At 70.4% G+C, this 16,960-nt stretch carries 13 protein-coding genes; 4 read left to right on the top strand and 9 right to left on the bottom strand.

All coding sequences use genetic code 11. The features are described from left to right. Positions 1 to 59: 59 nt before the first annotated feature. Positions 60 to 1,010, top strand: a complete 951-nt coding sequence (locus KHC27_RS07895; RefSeq protein ID WP_343210861.1) for a YncE family protein — start codon at positions 60 to 62, stop codon at positions 1,008 to 1,010. A 40-nt stretch (positions 1,011 to 1,050) separates the two neighbouring features. Here KHC27_RS07895 and KHC27_RS07890 read toward each other — a convergent pair whose 3' ends face one another. From KHC27_RS07890 to KHC27_RS07875, 4 genes are all read right to left on the bottom strand, one after another. Further along, on the bottom strand, positions 1,051 to 1,791 hold the full coding sequence (locus tag KHC27_RS07890; RefSeq protein ID WP_213337362.1) for a DUF2161 domain-containing phosphodiesterase: 741 nt from the start codon (positions 1,789 to 1,791) through the stop codon (positions 1,051 to 1,053). Positions 1,792 to 1,839: 48 nt separating this feature from the next. Continuing rightward, positions 1,840 to 2,538 (bottom strand): spermidine synthase, encoded by a 699-nt coding sequence (locus tag KHC27_RS07885; protein WP_213337206.1) that lies wholly within the window; start codon positions 2,536 to 2,538, stop codon positions 1,840 to 1,842. Positions 2,539 to 2,606: 68 nt separating this feature from the next. After that, positions 2,607 to 6,083, bottom strand: coding sequence for an AAA family ATPase (locus tag KHC27_RS07880; RefSeq protein WP_213337204.1), 3,477 nt, complete (start codon positions 6,081 to 6,083; stop codon positions 2,607 to 2,609). Further along, complete coding sequence (locus KHC27_RS07875; RefSeq protein ID WP_213337201.1) at positions 6,080 to 7,345, bottom strand: metallophosphoesterase family protein; 1,266 nt, start codon at positions 7,343 to 7,345, stop codon at positions 6,080 to 6,082. Before KHC27_RS07875 ends, KHC27_RS07880 begins: the two co-directional genes overlap by 4 nt. Positions 7,346 to 7,561: 216 nt before the next feature. Between KHC27_RS07875 and paoA the strand changes: the two genes are divergently transcribed. Genes paoA through paoC form a run of 3 tightly spaced genes read left to right on the top strand, consistent with a single transcriptional unit; the run spans position 7,562 to position 11,388 of the window. After that, positions 7,562 to 8,227 (top strand): aldehyde dehydrogenase iron-sulfur subunit PaoA, encoded by a 666-nt coding sequence (paoA, locus tag KHC27_RS07870; protein ID WP_213337198.1) that lies wholly within the window; start codon positions 7,562 to 7,564, stop codon positions 8,225 to 8,227. Then, positions 8,224 to 9,174 carry an FAD binding domain-containing protein gene (locus KHC27_RS07865; RefSeq protein ID WP_213337196.1) on the top strand — a complete coding sequence of 317 codons (951 nt, stop codon included), beginning with the start codon at positions 8,224 to 8,226 and terminating at the stop codon, positions 9,172 to 9,174. Before paoA ends, KHC27_RS07865 begins: the two co-directional genes overlap by 4 nt. A gap of 3 nt (positions 9,175 to 9,177) precedes the next feature. After that, positions 9,178 to 11,388, top strand: coding sequence for an aldehyde oxidoreductase molybdenum-binding subunit PaoC (gene paoC, locus KHC27_RS07860; protein WP_213337193.1), 2,211 nt, complete (start codon positions 9,178 to 9,180; stop codon positions 11,386 to 11,388). 73 nt (positions 11,389 to 11,461) lie between these two features. Here the strand turns inward: paoC and KHC27_RS07855 are convergent, their stop codons facing one another. The 5 genes from KHC27_RS07855 to KHC27_RS07835 all read right to left on the bottom strand — a co-directional run bounded on the left by KHC27_RS07855 (position 11,462) and on the right by KHC27_RS07835 (position 16,846). Then, positions 11,462 to 12,883, bottom strand: a complete 1,422-nt coding sequence (locus KHC27_RS07855) for an amidase (protein ID WP_425514864.1) — start codon at positions 12,881 to 12,883, stop codon at positions 11,462 to 11,464. 79 nt (positions 12,884 to 12,962) lie between these two features. Beyond that, complete coding sequence (locus tag KHC27_RS07850; protein WP_213337190.1) at positions 12,963 to 13,997, bottom strand: ABC transporter substrate-binding protein; 1,035 nt, start codon at positions 13,995 to 13,997, stop codon at positions 12,963 to 12,965. Between the two features lie 23 nt (positions 13,998 to 14,020). Next, positions 14,021 to 14,821 (bottom strand): ABC transporter permease, encoded by an 801-nt coding sequence (locus KHC27_RS07845; protein ID WP_213337188.1) that lies wholly within the window; start codon positions 14,819 to 14,821, stop codon positions 14,021 to 14,023. Next, on the bottom strand, positions 14,814 to 15,737 hold the full coding sequence (locus KHC27_RS07840) for an ABC transporter permease (protein WP_213337186.1): 924 nt from the start codon (positions 15,735 to 15,737) through the stop codon (positions 14,814 to 14,816). Before KHC27_RS07840 ends, KHC27_RS07845 begins: the two co-directional genes overlap by 8 nt. 2 nt (positions 15,738 to 15,739) lie before the next feature. Beyond that, the gene (locus tag KHC27_RS07835; protein WP_213337184.1) at positions 15,740 to 16,846 is read right to left on the bottom strand and encodes an ABC transporter ATP-binding protein; all 1,107 of its coding nucleotides are present in this window, start codon (positions 16,844 to 16,846) and stop codon (positions 15,740 to 15,742) included. Positions 16,847 to 16,960 lie beyond the last annotated feature (114 nt).

Below are 16,960 nucleotides of genomic sequence, written 5' to 3'. Positions count from 1 at the left end.
GACCTGCGCCGGCGAGTCGGCGCGGCGCTACCCCCTTTGCGGCCCTCCTCAGGCGTGCCGTGCGGGTCGCGGCCGGCCTCGCCCTGCTCGCCGCCGTTGCGGCAGCCCGTGCGGCGGAGCCGGGGGATCGCCCGACGCTGGTCGCGGTGGTGTCCCAGCAGGCCGCCCGTCTTACGCTCATCGACGCCGCCACGTTGCGGCCGACGGCGACGGTGGCGCTGGCAAGGGTGCCGGCGGCGGTCGCGGTTTCGCCGGATGGCCGCCAGATATTCGTCACCCACCCCGATCTCGGCCTCGTCTCGCGGATCGACCGCACCGCCGGGACGGTGGATGCCACCTTCCACGCCGGTGCCGAACCGTTTGGCATCGCCGTCGAAGGCGAGGGGGCGCGGCTGCTGGTCACTGACTGGAGCGCCGATGCTCTGCTGCGGCTCGACGCCGGGACCGGCCGGGAAATCGGCCGGGTCGCGGTGGGGCGGTCACCCGCCGGGCTCGCCGTGGATGCCATGCGCGGCATTGCCTACACGGCGGACCGCGAAAGCGACGCGGTGAGCGTGGTCGACCTCGCCACACTGACGCGGGTCGCGCGCGTGCCGGTCGGCCGGGCACCTTTCGCCCTGGCGCTGTCGCCGGACGGCTCCCGGCTCTATGTCGCCAATGTCCGCAGCGGCGACCTGTCGGTGATCGACACGGCGACCCGCACCGAGCTCATCCGGCCGCGCGTGGGGCTGATGCCCTATGGTGTCGCGGTGAACGCCGCGGGTGGGCGGGTCCTCGTGGCGAACCAGCAGGGCGGTGAGGTCGTGATGCTGGAAGCTGTGAGCGGGCATGTGATCGCCCGCAGCCGGGTGGGCGGCTTTCCCGAAGGCGTCGCCGCGCTGCCGGACGGCCGGGCCGTGGTCGCGGCGTGGGCGGACGATGCAGTGGTGGCGGTGGAGGTCGCAACCGGCCGGGTCACGGGGCGTGTCGCGGTTCCCGCCGGGCCGCGCATGCTGGTGGCCGTGCCGTGAGCCGCCCTCCCTCCGACGGGGCCGGGCGGCGACGCGGTGGTCACGGCTCCGGCGTCTCCCGGGCGGGGGGTATGGTCGCGGAAGCCCCGCCGGTCTCAACCGCCCCTCCGGCAGGCACAGTCTCGCCGGCCGCCGGCTGAGGCCAGCGCTCCAGCGCCTCCTGCCCCGCCGGGGTGAGCGCATAGACGCCGCGCCCGATGCGCTCGAACCAGCCATAGACATTGTCGCGCAGAATGGCGGCGGCGCGCGGCGCCCGCTCCCGCAGGTCGCGCGGGCGGGCGGGCCCGGTGGCAAGGGCGGCGGCGCAGACCAGCGCCTGCTGGCGGTAGGCAGTCATGATCGGCCGGCGCGACATGCCGCCCATGGCCGGGTCGCCCTGCCGCCGCCGATGCTCCTCCACCAGCCGCGAGCGGCGGCGCGGGTCCTTGCGCGGCATCGGTGCGACCGGGGAGACGAGCACCGTCACCTCGCCGGCCTCGGAGACCGAGAGCATGCCGAAGCCGAGCCGCCGGCAGAGATTGCGGAAGCGGGCATCGGCCTCCCGCCCCTTGCCCTTGCGGGAGGCCCGCGCCGCCAACCACACCTCGTCACAGGCGCCCGCGCGGTCGACGGCCTGAAGCACAAGTTCCAGATTGAAGGCGAGCTTCATCTCCCCGATGACGACGACGGGGTCGGCGTCCGGCGACAGCGCGACGAGGTCGCAGCCGGCGATTTCGCCCTTCACGGCAAAACCCAGCCCTTCCAGGAAGCGCTTGACCGGCAGGTACAGGGAAGTTTCCAGGGCGGCGTCTCCTCGCGGCGCTGTGGGCGGCCGGGCACGGCAGGGGGGTCAGCGCCGCGGCCCGGCCGGGCCGGCGGCACGGGCGGCCACCCAGATGATATGGCGCGCGCCGCCGCCCTTGCCGTTGGCGCGCACCCGCACCTCGTCCACGGCGAAGCCGGACCGGCGCAGGCGCTGGGTGAAGTCGCGGTCAGGCGCCGAGGACCACACCAGCAGGAGCCCGCCCGGCCTCAGCGCCGCATGGGCGGCGGCAAGGCCGACGGGGTCGTAAAGCCCGTCATTGGCGGCGCGGGTCAGCCCGCCCGGACCATTGTCGACATCCAGCAGGATGGCGTCATAGGCCTGCCGGTGCTGGCGGATGAAGGCGCCGACATCCCCTTCCAGCAGGCTGACGCGGGGATCGTCCAGGCTGCCGCCGAACAGCGCGGCCATCGGCCCACGCGCCCAGGCGATCACCGAAGGCACCAGCTCCGCCACCCGAACCTCGGCCTGTGGGCCGAGCCGGGCCAGCGCCGCCCGCAGGGTGAAGCCCATGCCGAGCCCGCCGATGAGCAGCCGCGGCGCCGCGCGCTCGCCCAGCCGGTCGCAGGCCAGATCCGCCAGCGCCTTCTCCGACCCGCTGAGACGGCTGTTCATCAGCTCGGTGGCGCCGGCCATGATGGAGAACTCCTCCCCGCGCTTCATCAGCCGGAGATCGCCGAAGCCGTCGGGCACTTTCGCGGTATCGAGCAGGGACCAGGGAATCATGGGGCAGACCCGTCGGAGGCGATCCTCCTCGCCTATCGCCCTTCGGCGCGGCTGGACAAGAGCGCGGTTCAGGAAAGGGCGTGGAGGCGCGCCTCGGGGGCGACACGCTGCGCGATGTCGCACAGATGCCGGTGATGGGTGAGGTAGATGACCTGCCCGCTCCGCGCCATGCGGGCGAAAAGCCGGAACACCTCTTCCGAGCGCGGCTCGTCGAAGGTTTCCATGATGTCGTCCGCCACGAACGGCACCGAGGGGCGGGCGGCGGCGAATTCCTCGTAACCCGCGAGCCGCAGGGCGAGATAGAGCTGGAACCGGGTGCCCTTGGACATGTCGGAGGCGAGCTTCGAGGCCCCGGCGGCGGTGAGGCCGATCAGCGTCTCGCTTCCTCCGTTGGGGCGGGTGGTGAGCCCGGAATAGGCCCCCCGGGTGATGAGGCGGAACGCGTCCGAGGCGCGCTCCATCATCGAGCTGCGGTGGCGGTCGCGATAGGCCCGCAGCGCCTCGCCCGCGATCAGGCCGCCGGTCTTGAGCCGCAGGAAGCGCAGGGCCTTCTCCTCCATGTCGAGCAGCACCGTGCGCCGTTCGGCTTCCAGCCGCGCGGCGGCGTCGTCGCCGCCGATGGCGTCGAGGCGGTCGGCCGCCCGCGTCCGCTCGGCGAAAAGCTGCTTCACCCGCTCGTCGAGGTCCTCGATGCGCCCGGCCAGTTCGGCGCTCTCCCGCGTCAGCGCGGCGGGATCGAGGCCGGCGAGTTCGCGCAGCGCCTCTTCGAGGCTGTCCGCCTGCATCTCCGCGGCGATGCGGATGGCGACGCTGGCATGGTCGTGCTCCAGCCGGTCCCGCGCGGCGCAGGCCGCCAGCGCCTGCCCCACCTCCAGCAGGTCGCCGACGCCGAAGAAGGCGAGAAGCTCGGCCTTGCGGCTATCCTGCACCGCCATGTCGGCGGCGAGCGCGGCGCGCTCGGCCCGCAGCCGGGCGTGCTCGGCCTCCCGCTCGCGGCGGCGGCGAAGCTCCTGCCGGGCGTGGTCGAGGCGGTTGGCCAGTGCCCGGGCCGCCGGCAGCATCGCGTCCGGGTCCAGCGGCATGCCGAGCGCGTCATACAGGGCGCCGAGTTCGGTGGCGAAGGCCTGCCGATCCTGCTCCATCGTGTCGACACGGTGCTGCATGTCGGCCCGCTTCGGCAGCTCGGCGGCGAGGCCGCCCAGCGCGTCGAGCACCGCGCGCACCGCGCCGGTGTCGGTGCCGCGCCCGGCAAACCAGGTCGACGCCAGCGCCGCGTTCCAGCGGGCCTGCCAATCCTCCAGCGCCGCGGCGGCGGCGGTGGCGGCGCGCCGGCGCGTGGCGAGGTCGCGCTCCTGCTCACGCAGCCGCCGCTCGGCGGTCTCGCGTGCCTGCCGCAGCTCGCCCGCCTGCGCCAGCGCGGCTTCGGCGCGTTCGACGAGGACGGGCAGCGGCAGGGCGGCGGCGCTGCCCTCGGGGGTCGCCAGCAGCGCGGCGAACTGGGTGCGCTCGCGCTCGCCCTCGGCATGGGCGGCCTCGGCGGTGGCCTTCGCGGCCTGCCAGATGTCGCAGGCGGCAAGCGCCGCCTCGCGCAGGCGGCTCCAGCGCTCCAGCCGGCCAAGGGCCTGCGCGGTGTCGTCTTCCGCCGGAAGAGCGAAGGGCAGGCTGCGGCGGATCTGGCCGTCGAGTGCTCTCAGCGCGACCTCGGCCTCGGCCAGAAGTTCGTTCTCGCGCTCATGCTGCGCGCGGGTGAGGGCGCGGGCCGCGGCGAGGCTGCGCAGCCCGGCGACATCGTCGGCACGGGCGAGACGCTGGTCCGCGACATGGTCCGCCTCGCGCATCCGCGTCTCGAACGCCTCCGCGCTGGCGAGGTCGAGCCGGGCGCGGTGGAGCCGCCAGGCGGCGTCGCGTTCGGCGCGCAGCGCGGTGGCGCGCACATCGTCTATAGCCCCCGCGGAGGCCTCCAGCGCCGCGATCTGGGCTTCCTGCTCGCGCTGCTGGGTGACGAGTTCGCGCAAGCGGTTCTGATGGGTGGTGCGGCGGCCTTCCAGCGTCGCCAGCGTGCCCCGCCAGTGCTCGATCCGGGTCAGCTCGGGCATCTCGACCGCCCGCAGTGCCGCCGGGTCGCCGACCCAGGGCGCGAGAACGGCCAGCGCCTGGTCGAGCCGCCGACGGCTCTGCGGCAGCTCCCGCTCTGCCAGGTGCAGGCGGGCGGCAAGGTCGCCCTGCCGCAGGCGGCCCACCAGCGCCCGCAGCGTGGCGCTACGGCCCGCATCGTCCGGCGGCGGGTCGCCGAGCCGGGCCAGTTCGTCCTGCGCCGCCTCCACCGCGGCTGCAGCGGCCTCGGCCTCGGCGGCGGCGGCATCCCGCGCCGTGGCAATGCCGGAGCGCTGCTCGATCAGGTCGCGAAGGGTGCCGACCGTGGCGGCGGGCAGCACCAGCCGGGTCGGCTCCGGCTCGCCGGGCTGGCCGAGCGCGTTCAGCAGGGCATCGATGCCCCCCTGGAGCGCGGCGAGGCTGGCGCGGCGCTTGGGCAGATCGTCCTCGGCGCCGCGGAAGCGGGCGGTCGCCTCGCCGAGCCGCTCGATCCGCTCGCCGAGCGCCAGAACCGCGGTATCGAGCACGATAGCGTCGATCTCTTCGCCAAGGCGGTCCAACCGGCCGTCGAGGCCGGCGAGCTGGGTCTGCTGGCGGGCATCGGCGTCCATCAGCCGGGGGAGTTCGGCGGCCCAGTGCGCCGGCGGACGCGGCAGGCCGTCGAGCCCGGCCAGATCGGCGGCGATGCGGTGAAGCTCGCGCGCCAGCGGCAGCGCCCGCAGCACCCTGCCGACATCCTCGAGCCGGGCCCGCGCGCTGGCGCGCTGGCCGGCGGCTTCGTCATAGGCCTGCCCCGCCTTGGCGAGGGTGGCGGTCAGGGCCGCATGTGCGGAGGCCTGCACGTCGATCGCCTCGCGCTGGGTCTTCAGCTCGGCGAGCCGGCGCTTCAGTGCGGCGATCGCGGTGGAACTGGCGCGCTTGCGGAAGATGCTCTCGGCTTCGGTGTCGATCTCCTCCAGCCGGCGGCCGAGGCCTGCCAGACCGGCACTGGCGGAGAACAGCAGCTCGCCGAGATCGCCGCGGCTTTCGAGAATGGCGTCGCCACCTTCCTCCAGCGTCTGGTCGTCGAGCGAAAACATCATCCGGTAGGAGTCGCGGCTCAGGCCCGCCAGCGCGGCGGCGAGCCAGCCTTCGTTCATCGGCTGCCCGGCCGCGTCACGCAGCGATCCGGTGCGTTGCTTGACCCGCCTCAGCTCGCGCGCTTCCTCGCCCGCCTCCAGCGTTGCCCCCACTTCCATCGTGCCGTAGGGATGGAGGAAGTTGTAGCGGCTGCGCTCCTCGATGCCGAAAAGCAGGTCGAGATAGCCGGCCAGCGCGGTGGACTTTCCCGCCTCGTTCAGCCCGTAGACGATGTGCAGGTCGGGCTCGCCTTCAGGACAGGGCCCGAAATCGAGGCGATGGTCGGTGAATTTCCCGTAGCGGGTGAGGTCGAGCCGGCGCAGGCGCATCATTCGTCCCCGGTTGCTGGGGCGAGGCGCGCCATCACTTCCTCCGAACCCTCCTCCAGCAGTTGGGTCAGAAACGCCTCAAAGCCGGTCTCGTCCTCGCCGCCGAACCCGCGCGCATCGGGCGGAAGATCGTCGCGTACGGCTTCCGCCAGCTCCCGAATGGACTGGCGGATGGCATGACGGCCGACGATGTCGGACTGCATCAGGGCGCGCAGTTCGACCAGCGGATCGGCCGTGCCGGCGGCCGTGGCGACGGAGGGCGCCTCTGTCGCCAGCTCGATCCTGTCGATCCAGGTGCGGCCCAGTCGCTGGGCACGTTGCTCCGTCTCGGCCAGCAGGAGGTCGCGGTCCCGCCGCAGCCGCCACGCCAGCGGGGTCGCGCCGGTGAGCGACAGCCGCGCCACCAGATGATCGGAGGCGGTGTGCTCGCGCTGCGTCGCCAGCGCCCGCTCGATGAGCCCGATCGCCTCGCTCCAGGACGCGACGCCTCCCAGATCGACCGCGACCCGCTCGAACTGGGCGAGGCTGACGAGGCGCTGCTCGACGGTGAGGCGGCGGTCGTCGTGGAGGGTGACGAGCGACACCGTCTTGGGGCCCGCCTCGTTGATGTCGCGGCCCTGGGGAATGCCGGGCATGACGACGGTGCCGGCACCCTCATGCTGCGACCGCGCGTGGATATGGCCCAGCGCCCAGTAGTCGAAGCCCCAGCCCTGCAACTCCGCCACACTGCACGGGGCGTAGAGGTCATGGCCGGCGCTTCCGGCGAGGCTGGTGTGCATGATCCCGATATTGACCGCATCCCCCACCGGCCGGCGGAACTTGGGCAGCAGGCTTTCCGGGGCGTGGGGTCGGGCAAAGCTGAGGCCGTGCACCACGATGTCGAGCCCGCCGCGCTTCAGCTCGACCGCTTCGGCGCGGCCGCCGAACACCTTTACCGATGGCGGCAGGATCAGCTCCTGGGTGATCCGCGACATGGCGTCGTGATTGCCCCGCACCTTGAAGACGTCGATGCCGGCGGCGTGCAGGCGCTCCATCTGGCTGGCCAGGAACCGCGCCGTCTTCATCGAGGTCTGGTCGCCGTCATAGAGATCGCCGGCGATCACCAGCGCATCGACCTGCTCGTCGAGACAGAGATCGATGATGGCGACCAGAGCCCGCCGGCTGGCGTCGCCGACCAGCGCGGCGAGGTCGGGGTTGCGCAGCGCGAGCGACCTCAGCGGCGAGTCGAGATGAAGGTCGGCGGTGTGAACGAAACGAAAGGCCATCGCAAAATGGTAGCGGATCGGGCGTCGAGTCGCTGGGGAATTCTGCCCGCCTCGGCCGGCTGAGGCGTCGGCGCGCTCGCGGAGCCTATGCGGGCGAGGGAACGCATTCAGGCTGGATGCATTCAAAACAGGACACCGCGCACCACGGGGCCCCGGCCCCGCCATGGCGCGTCCTTCCTTTCGCCGAACCCGGCGTCTCAACGATCGGACGAGGATATGCACAGGCTTTCCAACCCCGGGCTGTCCCGCCGCGACGTGCTCGCGGCCGGCGCGGCCACCCTTGCGGGAAGTGCCGCAAGCCGCGACGCCCTCGCTCAAGAAGGTGTGAACCTCGACGCTGCTGGCACCTTGGAGGCTCCGTCGCAGCCGTTCCATGACACCGTTCGGCTGACCGTCAACGGCGTCATACGCGAGCTGCGGCTCGACACGCGGACCACGCTTCTGGACGCCCTGCGCGAGCATCTTCACCTCACCGGCACCAAGAAAGGCTGCGACCACGGCCAGTGCGGCGCCTGCACCGTGCTCGTCGACGGCGTGCGCATCAATGCCTGCCTGACGCTCGCCCTCATGCACGAGGGCGACGACATCACCACCATCGAGGGGCTGGGAACGCCGGAGAACCTGCACCCGATGCAGGCGGCCTTCGTGCGGCACGATGGTTACCAGTGCGGCTACTGCACGCCCGGCCAGATCTGCTCGGCGGTGGCGGTGCTGAAGGAGGTCGACGCCGGCATCCCCAGCCATGTCACCCACGATATCGCCGGCGCGCCGGCCCTCTCCGACGAGGAACTGCGCGAGCGCATGAGCGGCAACATCTGCCGCTGTGGGGCTTACTCCAACATCATCGACGCCATCACCGAGGTTGCGGGGACCCGCGCATGAAACCCTTTTCCTATGAGCGCGCCGCCTCGCCCGCAGAGGCCGCCGCGGCTGCCGCGCGGCGGCCCGGCGCACGGTTCATCGCCGGCGGCACCAATCTGCTCGACCTGATGAAGCTCCAGATCGAGGTGCCGAGCCACCTCATCGACGTCAACGGGCTGGCGCTGGATACGATCGAGCCGACGCCGGAAGGCGGCCTGAGGGTGGGGGCGCTGGTGAGCAACACCGCTCTCGCCGCCGACCCGAGGGTGCGGCGCGACTATGCGCTGCTGACGCGGGCGCTGCTCGCTGGTGCGTCCGGCCAGCTCCGCAACAAGGCGACCACGGCGGGAAACCTGCTCCAGCGCACCCGTTGCCCTTATTTCTACGACACCGCCCAACCCTGCAACAAGCGCCGGCCCGGCAGCGGCTGCGCCGCCATCGGCGGCTTCACCCGGCAGCTCGGGGTGATCGGCACGAGCGACGCCTGCATCGCCACCCACCCGAGCGACATGGCGGTTGCCCTCCGGGCGCTCGATGCGGTGGTGGAGACCGTGCAGGCGGACGGGGCGACGCGGACCATCCCGATGGCCGACTTCCATCGGCTGCCGGGCGAGACCCCGCACATCGAGACCGCGCTGCAGCCCGGGGAGCTGATCACGGCGGTGGTGCTGCCCCGCCCGCTCGGCGGCCGCCATATCTATCGGAAAGTGCGGGACAGGGCGTCCTATGCCTTCGCGCTGGTCTCCGTGGGGGCGGTGGTGCAGCCGGACGGCACGGGCCGGGTCGCGTTGGGCGGCGTGGCGCACAAGCCCTGGCGTGTGGAAGAGGCCGAGACGGAGCTGCCACGCGGCGCCCGCGCCGTGACCGAGCGTCTTCTCGCCGGCGCGCGGCCTACTCGGGACAATGCCTTCAAGGTCACGCTGGTCGAGCGCACGCTCGGTTCGGTGCTGGCGGAAGCGAGAGGCTGAGCCATGAAATTCGACACCCCCGCCACCACCAATCCGATCGACGCACTGAAGGTCGTCGGCCAGCCGATCGACCGGATCGACGGCCCGCTGAAGACCACGGGCACGGCGCCCTATGCCTATGAACACCACGGCGAGGCGGAGAACGTCGCCTATGGCCACGTCATCGGGGCCGGGATCGCCAAGGGCCGTATCGCCGGCATCGATACCGCGGCCGCCGGGCGCGCCCCCGGTGTCCTCGCCATCGTCACCGCCGCGACGGCCGGGCCGCTCGGCAAAGGCAAGCGCAATACCGCGACCCTGCTCGGCGGGCCGGAGATCCAGCATTATCATCAGGCGGTGGCACTGGTGGTGGCGGAAACCTTCGAGCAGGCGCGCGCCGCCGCGGAACTGGTGCGCATTGACTATCTCGCCGAGCCGGGCGCCTTCGATCTGAGGGCCGCGAAGGGATCGGCGACGAAGCCGAAGGAGAGCGGGCAGACGGGACCGGTCGACACCAGCGTCGGCGATTTCGCCGGGGCTTTCGCGCGGGCGCCGGTTTCGCTCGACACCACCTACACCACCCCGGACCAGTCGCACATGATGATGGAGCCGCACGCCTCTCTCGCCCTGTGGGAGGGCGACCGGCTGACGCTGTGGACCTCCAGCCAGATGATCGACTGGTGGACCGACGATCTTGCCGCGACGCTCGACATCCCGAAGAAAAACGTCCGCGTGGTGTCGCCGTTCATCGGCGGCGGCTTCGGCGGCAAGCTGTTCCTGCGGGCGGATGCGCTGCTGGCGGCGCTGGGCGCGCGGGCGGCGGGACGGCCGGTCAAGGTTGCGCTGCACCGCCCGCTGGTGCCCAACAACACCACCCACCGGCCAGCGACCGTGCAGCGCATCCGCATCGGCGCGACCCGCGAGGGCGACATCACCGCCATCGCGCACGAAAGCTGGTCCGGCGACCTGCCAGATGGCGGCCCGGAAACCGCGGTGAACCAGACCCGGCTGCTCTATGCCGGCGCCAACCGGATGACCGCGATGCGGCTGGCGGTGCTCGACCTGCCGGAGGGCAACTCCATGCGCGCTCCGGGCGAGGCGCCCGGCATGATGGCGCTGGAGATCGCCATGGACGAGATGGCGGAGAAGCTGCGCATCGACCCGGTGGAGTTCCGTATCCGTAACGACACGCTGGTCGACCCGGAGAAGCCCGGGCGCCCCTTCTCGTCGCGGCCCTTCGTCGAGTGTCTGCGCCTCGGTGCCGACCGCTTCGGCTGGAGCCGGCGCGATCCCCAGCCGGCCCGGCGCCGCGAAGGTCGCTGGCTGGTCGGCCTCGGCATGGCAGCGGCGTTCCGCAATAACCTATTGATGACGTCTGCCGCCCGTGTCCGGCTGGATGCCGAGGGGGGCGTGACGGTCGAGACCGATATGACCGACATCGGCACCGGCAGCTACACCATCATCGCCCAGACCGCGGCGGAGATGATGGGCCTTCCGGTCGGCCGGGTGACGGTGCGGCTCGGGGATTCCCGGTTTCCAGTCTCGGCCGGCTCCGGCGGCCAGTTCGGCGCCAACAACGCCACGGCGGGCGTCTATGCCGCCTGCGTGAAGCTCCGCGAGGAGATCGCCCGCAGGCTGGGCTTCAATTCAGCCGATGCCGCCTTTGTCGATGGTGAAGTGCGCAGCGGCAACCGCGCCATTCCGCTGGGGGCGGCGGCGGCCGAGGGCGAGATCGTCGCCGAAGACGCCATTGAGTATGGCGATCTCGACGAAACCTACCAGCAGTCCACCTTCGGTGCGCATTTCGTCGAGGCCGCGGTGGACAGCGCCACAGGCGAGGCGCGAGTTCGGCGCATGCTCGCGGTCTGCGCCGCCGGCCGTATCCTCAACCCGAAATCGGCGCGCAGCCAGGTCATCGGGGCGATGACCATGGGAGTCGGCGCGGCGCTGATGGAGCATCTCGCCGTCGACACGCGGCGCGGCTTCTTCGTCAATCACGACCTCGCCGGTTACGAGGTGCCCGTTCACGCCGATATCCCGCACCAGGAGGTCGTTTTCCTCGACGAGACCGACCCGATCTCGTCGCCGATGAAGGCGAAGGGGGTGGGCGAACTCGGCCTGTGCGGGGTCGGCGCGGCGGTGGCCAATGCCATCTACAACGCGACCGGCGTGCGGGTACGCGATTATCCCATCACGCTCGACACCTATCTCGACCGGCTGCCGGAGGTGGCCTGAATCCCCTGGGCGGACGGCGCCGGCACTGAAAGAGGGGGACGGGCAGCCATCTTCCCCGCGGTGCGGCTCGATATCAGGTGGCATCAACCGGCGGCGGACGTTTTTTCTGCGGCCAGCCGGTGGCGCGGTGATACTGCTCGCCCACCGCCAGCACCCGGGCGTCGGCGCCCGCCGGGCCGATGATCTGCATGCCGGTCGGCAGGCCGGCGGGGCCGAATCCACACGGCACCGCCAGCGACGGCAGGCCGATGAGGCTGACGGGGACCACCACCTCCATCCAGCGGTGATAGGTGTCCATGGCGTGGCCGTTGATCGTCTGCGGCCAGCGCCACTCCACAGGGAAAGGCCAGACCTGCGCCGCCGGCATCACCAGCACATCGTAGCGGCGGAACAGCTCTGCCGCCGCCGCGTACCAGCGCGAGCGCACTACGCTGGCGGCGTAGAGCTGCGCCGTGGTCACGGTGCGGCCGGACTCAATTTCCCACTGCGTCTCCGGTTTCAGCAGGGCGCGCCGCTGCGGATCGTCCCAGAGCGCGCCCTTGCTGCCGGCATTCAGGAATCCGCGCAGATGCAGCCAGGCCTGCCAAAGCTCTTCCGCCGGGATGGGCGGTTTCACCGGGTCAATGTGGGCGCCCAGCGATTCCAGCACCCCCAACCCGGCGGCGCACCGATCGAGGATGCCCGGCTCGCAGCGATAGGCCCCGCCCCAGTCCCCGAGCCAGCCGACCCGCAGGCCGGACGGGTCGATCTCCAGCCGGTCGGCAAAGGTCGCGCCGGGCCGCCCGAAGGGAACCTCGGGGTTCTCGCCAGCGATCACCTCGAGCAGACGGGCGACATCCTCCACCGTGCGGCCCATCGGGCCGTCGGTCGCGAGCGTCGCGAGGAAGGTGTCGCCCTCGGCGTCGCCGGGCACCAGCCCATAGCTCGGCCGGAACCCGTAGATGTTGCAGAAGGCGGCCGGGTTGCGCAGGCTGCCCATCATGTCGGAGCCGTCGGCCACTGGCACCAGCCGCGCGGCGAGCGCCGCCGCCGCCCCGCCCGAGGAGCCGCCGGCCGAGCGGGTCGTGTCGTAGGGATTGCGGGTGGCGCCGAACACCGGGTTGAAGCTGTGGCTGCCATGGCCCCACTCCGGGGTATTGGTCTTGCCGACGAAGATCGCGCCGGCTGCACGCAGCCGCGCCGCCAGCAGATCGTCGGCCTCCGGCACATGGTCGCGGTGGAGCGGCGAGCCATAGGTGGTGCGCAGGCCGCGCACGGCGACGAGGTCCTTCACCGCCAGCGGCAGGCCATGAAGCCAGCCGCGCGGCGCGGCATCGTCCAGCGCGCGGGCCTCGGCCATCAGGTCATCGGGATCACGTGGGGAAACGATGGCGTTCACCGCGCCATTGGCCGCGGCGAGCCGCTCCAGATGGGCCGCCATGATCTCGGAGGGCTTCACCGCGCGCGCGGCGACGAGGCGCGACAGTTCGGTCGCGGTCAGGTCCATGAGGGACAAGCAGGGCCTCCCGCCGGCGTCGGGTCCGGCCTGTGCAGGCAGACGGCGGGCCGCAGCAGCGGCGGCCCGCCGATGCGGATCACTTGTTCACGTCGGTCCAGATGCGGGCATAGAGCTGCGAGACCTCCGGCGAGCAGGCGGCGAGGAACTCGCCGGCCTTCTCGAACTGCGGCGGTACCACCAGCTCGGGAGCGTCCTTCATCTCCGGCGGCATGAACTTGTCCGAACCCTTGATGCCGTTCGCATATTTCGCGAAGCCGGAAATCAGCGCGGCATTCTCGGGTTCCATGATGAAGTTCAGGAACAGCTTGGCATTCTCGACATTCTTGGCGTCCTTGAGGATCACCACGCTGTCCATGAAGATCGGGTAGCCTTCCTTGGGATAGCCGAAGGCGATGTCGGGATTCTTCAGGCGCGAGCGCAGGATGGCGCCGTTCCAGTAATACACGGCGGCGTAGTCACCGGACGGCAGCTTCTCGGTCACGCTGTAGTCCATGGCGAGCCATTTCGGCTTGGCCTCGATCAGCTTGTCGCGGACCTTCTTCAGCAACTCCTTGTCGGACGTGCACCATTCCCCGCCGAGATAGCGGATGGTGGCGAACAGCACGTCGTTCATTTCCGGCTCGACGTTGATCTTGCCGATCAGCTCCTTCGGCGGGTCGAGGAAGATGGCCGAGGTGTTGATGTCGCCGCTATAGACCTTCTTGTTGATGCCGATGCCGCTCAGGCCCCACTGCCACGGCACGGAATAATGCCGGCCGGGGTCCCACGGCACGTTCACCCAGCGCTCGTCGACATTCTTGAAGTTGTCCATCTGGTCGGGACGGGCCTCAAGCAGAAGGCCCTCCTTGATCCAGATCGGCATGTAGTTTGCCGAGGGCACCGCGATGTCGAAGCCGTGGCCGCCGGCGCGAATCTTGGAGAGCGCGGTGTCGTTGGAGTCGTAATCGGTGACCGTGACCTTGACGTTGTATTTCTGCTCGAACTTCTTGATCAGTTCGGGGCTGGTGTAGTCGCCCCAGTTGTAGATATTGAGCGCGCCCTCGGCGGCGGCGCTGCCCGCCAGCCCCAGGAAGGCTATCGCCGCGCTGGCGATCGAGATCTTCCAGTTCATGTTCCCACTCCGGTTTTCGGTCTTCACGACTTCTTGCGGTTGATGAAGAAGAATGCCGTCACGATCAGGATCGACAGCGCAAGGAATGCGGTGGCGATGGCGTTGACCTCCGGGGTCACGGCGCGCCGGATCTGCCCCAGCATGTAGGTCGGCAGGGTGTCCTGCCCGCCCGACTTCACGAACTCGGTGATGACGACGTCGTCGAGCGAGATGACGAAGGCAAGCATGAATCCGGCGATGATGCCCGGCCGCAGCAGCGGCAGCGTCACCCGGCGGAAGGCCATCCACGGCGTGGCGTAGAGGTCGGCCGCGGCCCGCTCCAGTGAAGCATCCATGCCTTCCAGCCGGGCCCGGATCGGCAGGTAGGCGAAGGGAATGCAGAAGGCGGTGTGGGCCACGACGAGATATCCGAGCCCCGAATAGCCGGTCCACACCTTCACCCTGGAGAACACGATCAGCAGCGCCACCGCCGTGACGATCTCGGGCACCATCAGCGGCAGGTTGATGAAGGCGTATTTCGCCGACAGCCCGGGATAGGGCGCAGTGCGCGTGGTCGCGATCGCCGCCATCGTGGCGGCAATGGTCGCCATGGTGGCGGCGCTGAGAGCGATGACGAAGGAGCGCCACGCTGCGTCCTGCACCGCGGCGTTCTGCGACGCCTCGACGAACCAGCGCAGCGAGAAACCGCCCCACACCGTGACGGACTCGCTGGCATTGAACGCATAGGCCACCAGCGTCGCGATCGGCAGGTAGAGCAGGACGAAGGTGAACATCGCCACCGTGCCGAAGCCGGGCTGGGAGCGGACATCGAAGCGGCTAGCCATGCTGGGCCCCCGACTTCGCGGCGTTGCGGACATAGACCAGCAGGGCAACCATCACCAGGGCCATGAGCGTGATGGAGATCGCGGCCCCGAGCGGCCAGTTCCGCCCCGAGCCGAACTGCAGCTCGATCAGATTGCCGAGCATCATGTTCTTGCCGCCGCCGAGGACGCGGGGAATGACATAGGCGCCCAGCGAGGGGATGAAGACGAGGATGGAGCCGGCCACGATGCCGGGCTTCACCAGCGGGATGATGATCCGGCGCAGCACCGCCAGCCGCCCGGCGTAAAGGTCGTAGCCGGCCTCGATCAGCCGGAAATCCAGCTTCTCCATGCTGGCATAGAGCGGCAGCACCATGAGGGGGAGATAGACATAGACCATGCCGAACAGGATCGCCCAGTCGGTGTACATGATCGGCAGCGGTTCATCGATGACGCCGAGCGCCCGCAGCGCATTGTTGAGGATGCCCTCGTTGCGGATCACCTGCTGCATGGCGAAGGTGCGGATCAGCAGGTTGGTCCAGAACGGGATGGTGACGAGGAACACCCAGATCTCGCGGGTGTGGCGCGGCCGCGTCGCGATGAAATAGGCGGTGGGGAAGCCCAGCGCGAGGGTTGCCAGCGTCGTGATCAGCGACAGCCGCAGCGAGCGCCACAGGATCGAGAGATGTGCGTCCGCCAGCGTCACCGTGTCGTCGAACATGTCGCGCTGGAACAGCACGGAGAACCAGCCGTCCAGCGAGAACTGGCCGAACTTCACGTCGCCATAGTCGCCCTTCGCCATGAAGGAATAGGCCAGCATCACCAGCAGCGGGCCGGTGGCGGCAACGAGGATGATGAGCAGGGCCGGCGCCGACAGCATCCAGCGCCGACGGATCTCTTCCCGGTGATGGCGTTGGGCGTTCTCGGCGGCGCTGGCCATGGTCAGTCCCGCAGCACTTGGGCGGCATCGGCCGCGATGTCGATGCCCACCGCGTCACCAATGGCGAAGCCGCAGGATTGCGCCCGGGCATTCTGCTGGCGCACCGTGAACGTCTCGCCCCCGGGGATCCGGATGTGGATGTGCGTGTCGGTGCCGAAATAGACCACGTTCTCCACCGTTCCCGAGAGATGGCCGCCCTCTTTCACGGCGCGGGCATGCTCCGGCCGGACAACCACCGTGACATCCCCCCCGGGCCGTGCGCCCTCCGCCAGCGTCGCCGCGATTTCCGCGCCCGAGGACAGCCGCACCCGGACCAGCCCCTCGGAAAAGCCGATGACCGACGCGGCGAGGAAGTTGGTCTCGCCGATGAAGTCGGCCACGAAGCGGTCGGCCGGCTTGTCGTAGATGTCCCAGGGCGAGCCGACCTGCAGCACGCGGCCCTTCGACATCACCGCGATGCGGTCGGACATCGTCAGCGCCTCTTCCTGGTCGTGGGTGACGAACACGAAGGTGATGCCGGTTTCGTGCTGCATGCGCTTCAGCTCGATCTGCATCTCCTTGCGGAGCTTGTAGTCGAGCGCGGAGAGCGGCTCGTCGAGCAGCAGCACCTTGGGGCTGGGGGCGAGCGCGCGCGCCAGCGCCACGCGCTGGGCCTGGCCGCCGGAGATCTGGTCGGTGCGCCGCTTCGCCAGTTCCTCCATCCGCACCAGCTTCAGCATGGTCGCGACGCGGGCGTCGATCTCCGCCCGCGGCCGGCCGAGCATCTGGAGCCCGAAGGCGATGTTGTCCCACACCGAGAGGTGGGGAAATAGCGCGTAGCTCTGGAACACGGTGTTGATGGGCCGCCGGAAGGGCGGAAGGCTGGCAATGTCTTCGCCGTGCAGCAGGATGGCGCCTTCGGTGGGGTACTCGAAGCCGGCGATCATCCGCAGCAGCGTGGTCTTGCCGCAGCCGGAAGGGCCCAGCAGCGTGAAGAACTCGTTCTCCCGGATGGAAATCGACACGTTGTCCAGGGCCCGCAGCGCGCTCGCCCCCTGGCCGAACTCCTTGACGATGCCCTTGGCCTCGATCGCGTTCCGCTTGTCCTGTGGCCTGTCCGGCGCCGCCATACTCTGCACCCATGCGGTTCGCGCCGACGCGTTTGGAAGCCGCGCAGGCGGTGGCTCCTTTCATCGACGCGGTCAGCCTATGAGCCGGCTTGGCGAGGGGCAAGGGGGGCTTAA

The sequence above is a fragment of the Ancylobacter lacus genome, assembly GCF_018390635.1.
Lineage (GTDB): Bacteria > Pseudomonadota > Alphaproteobacteria > Rhizobiales > Xanthobacteraceae > Ancylobacter > Ancylobacter lacus.
Note: the sequence above shows the minus strand (reverse complement) of the source record. Positions and strands in the feature narration are given on the sequence as shown.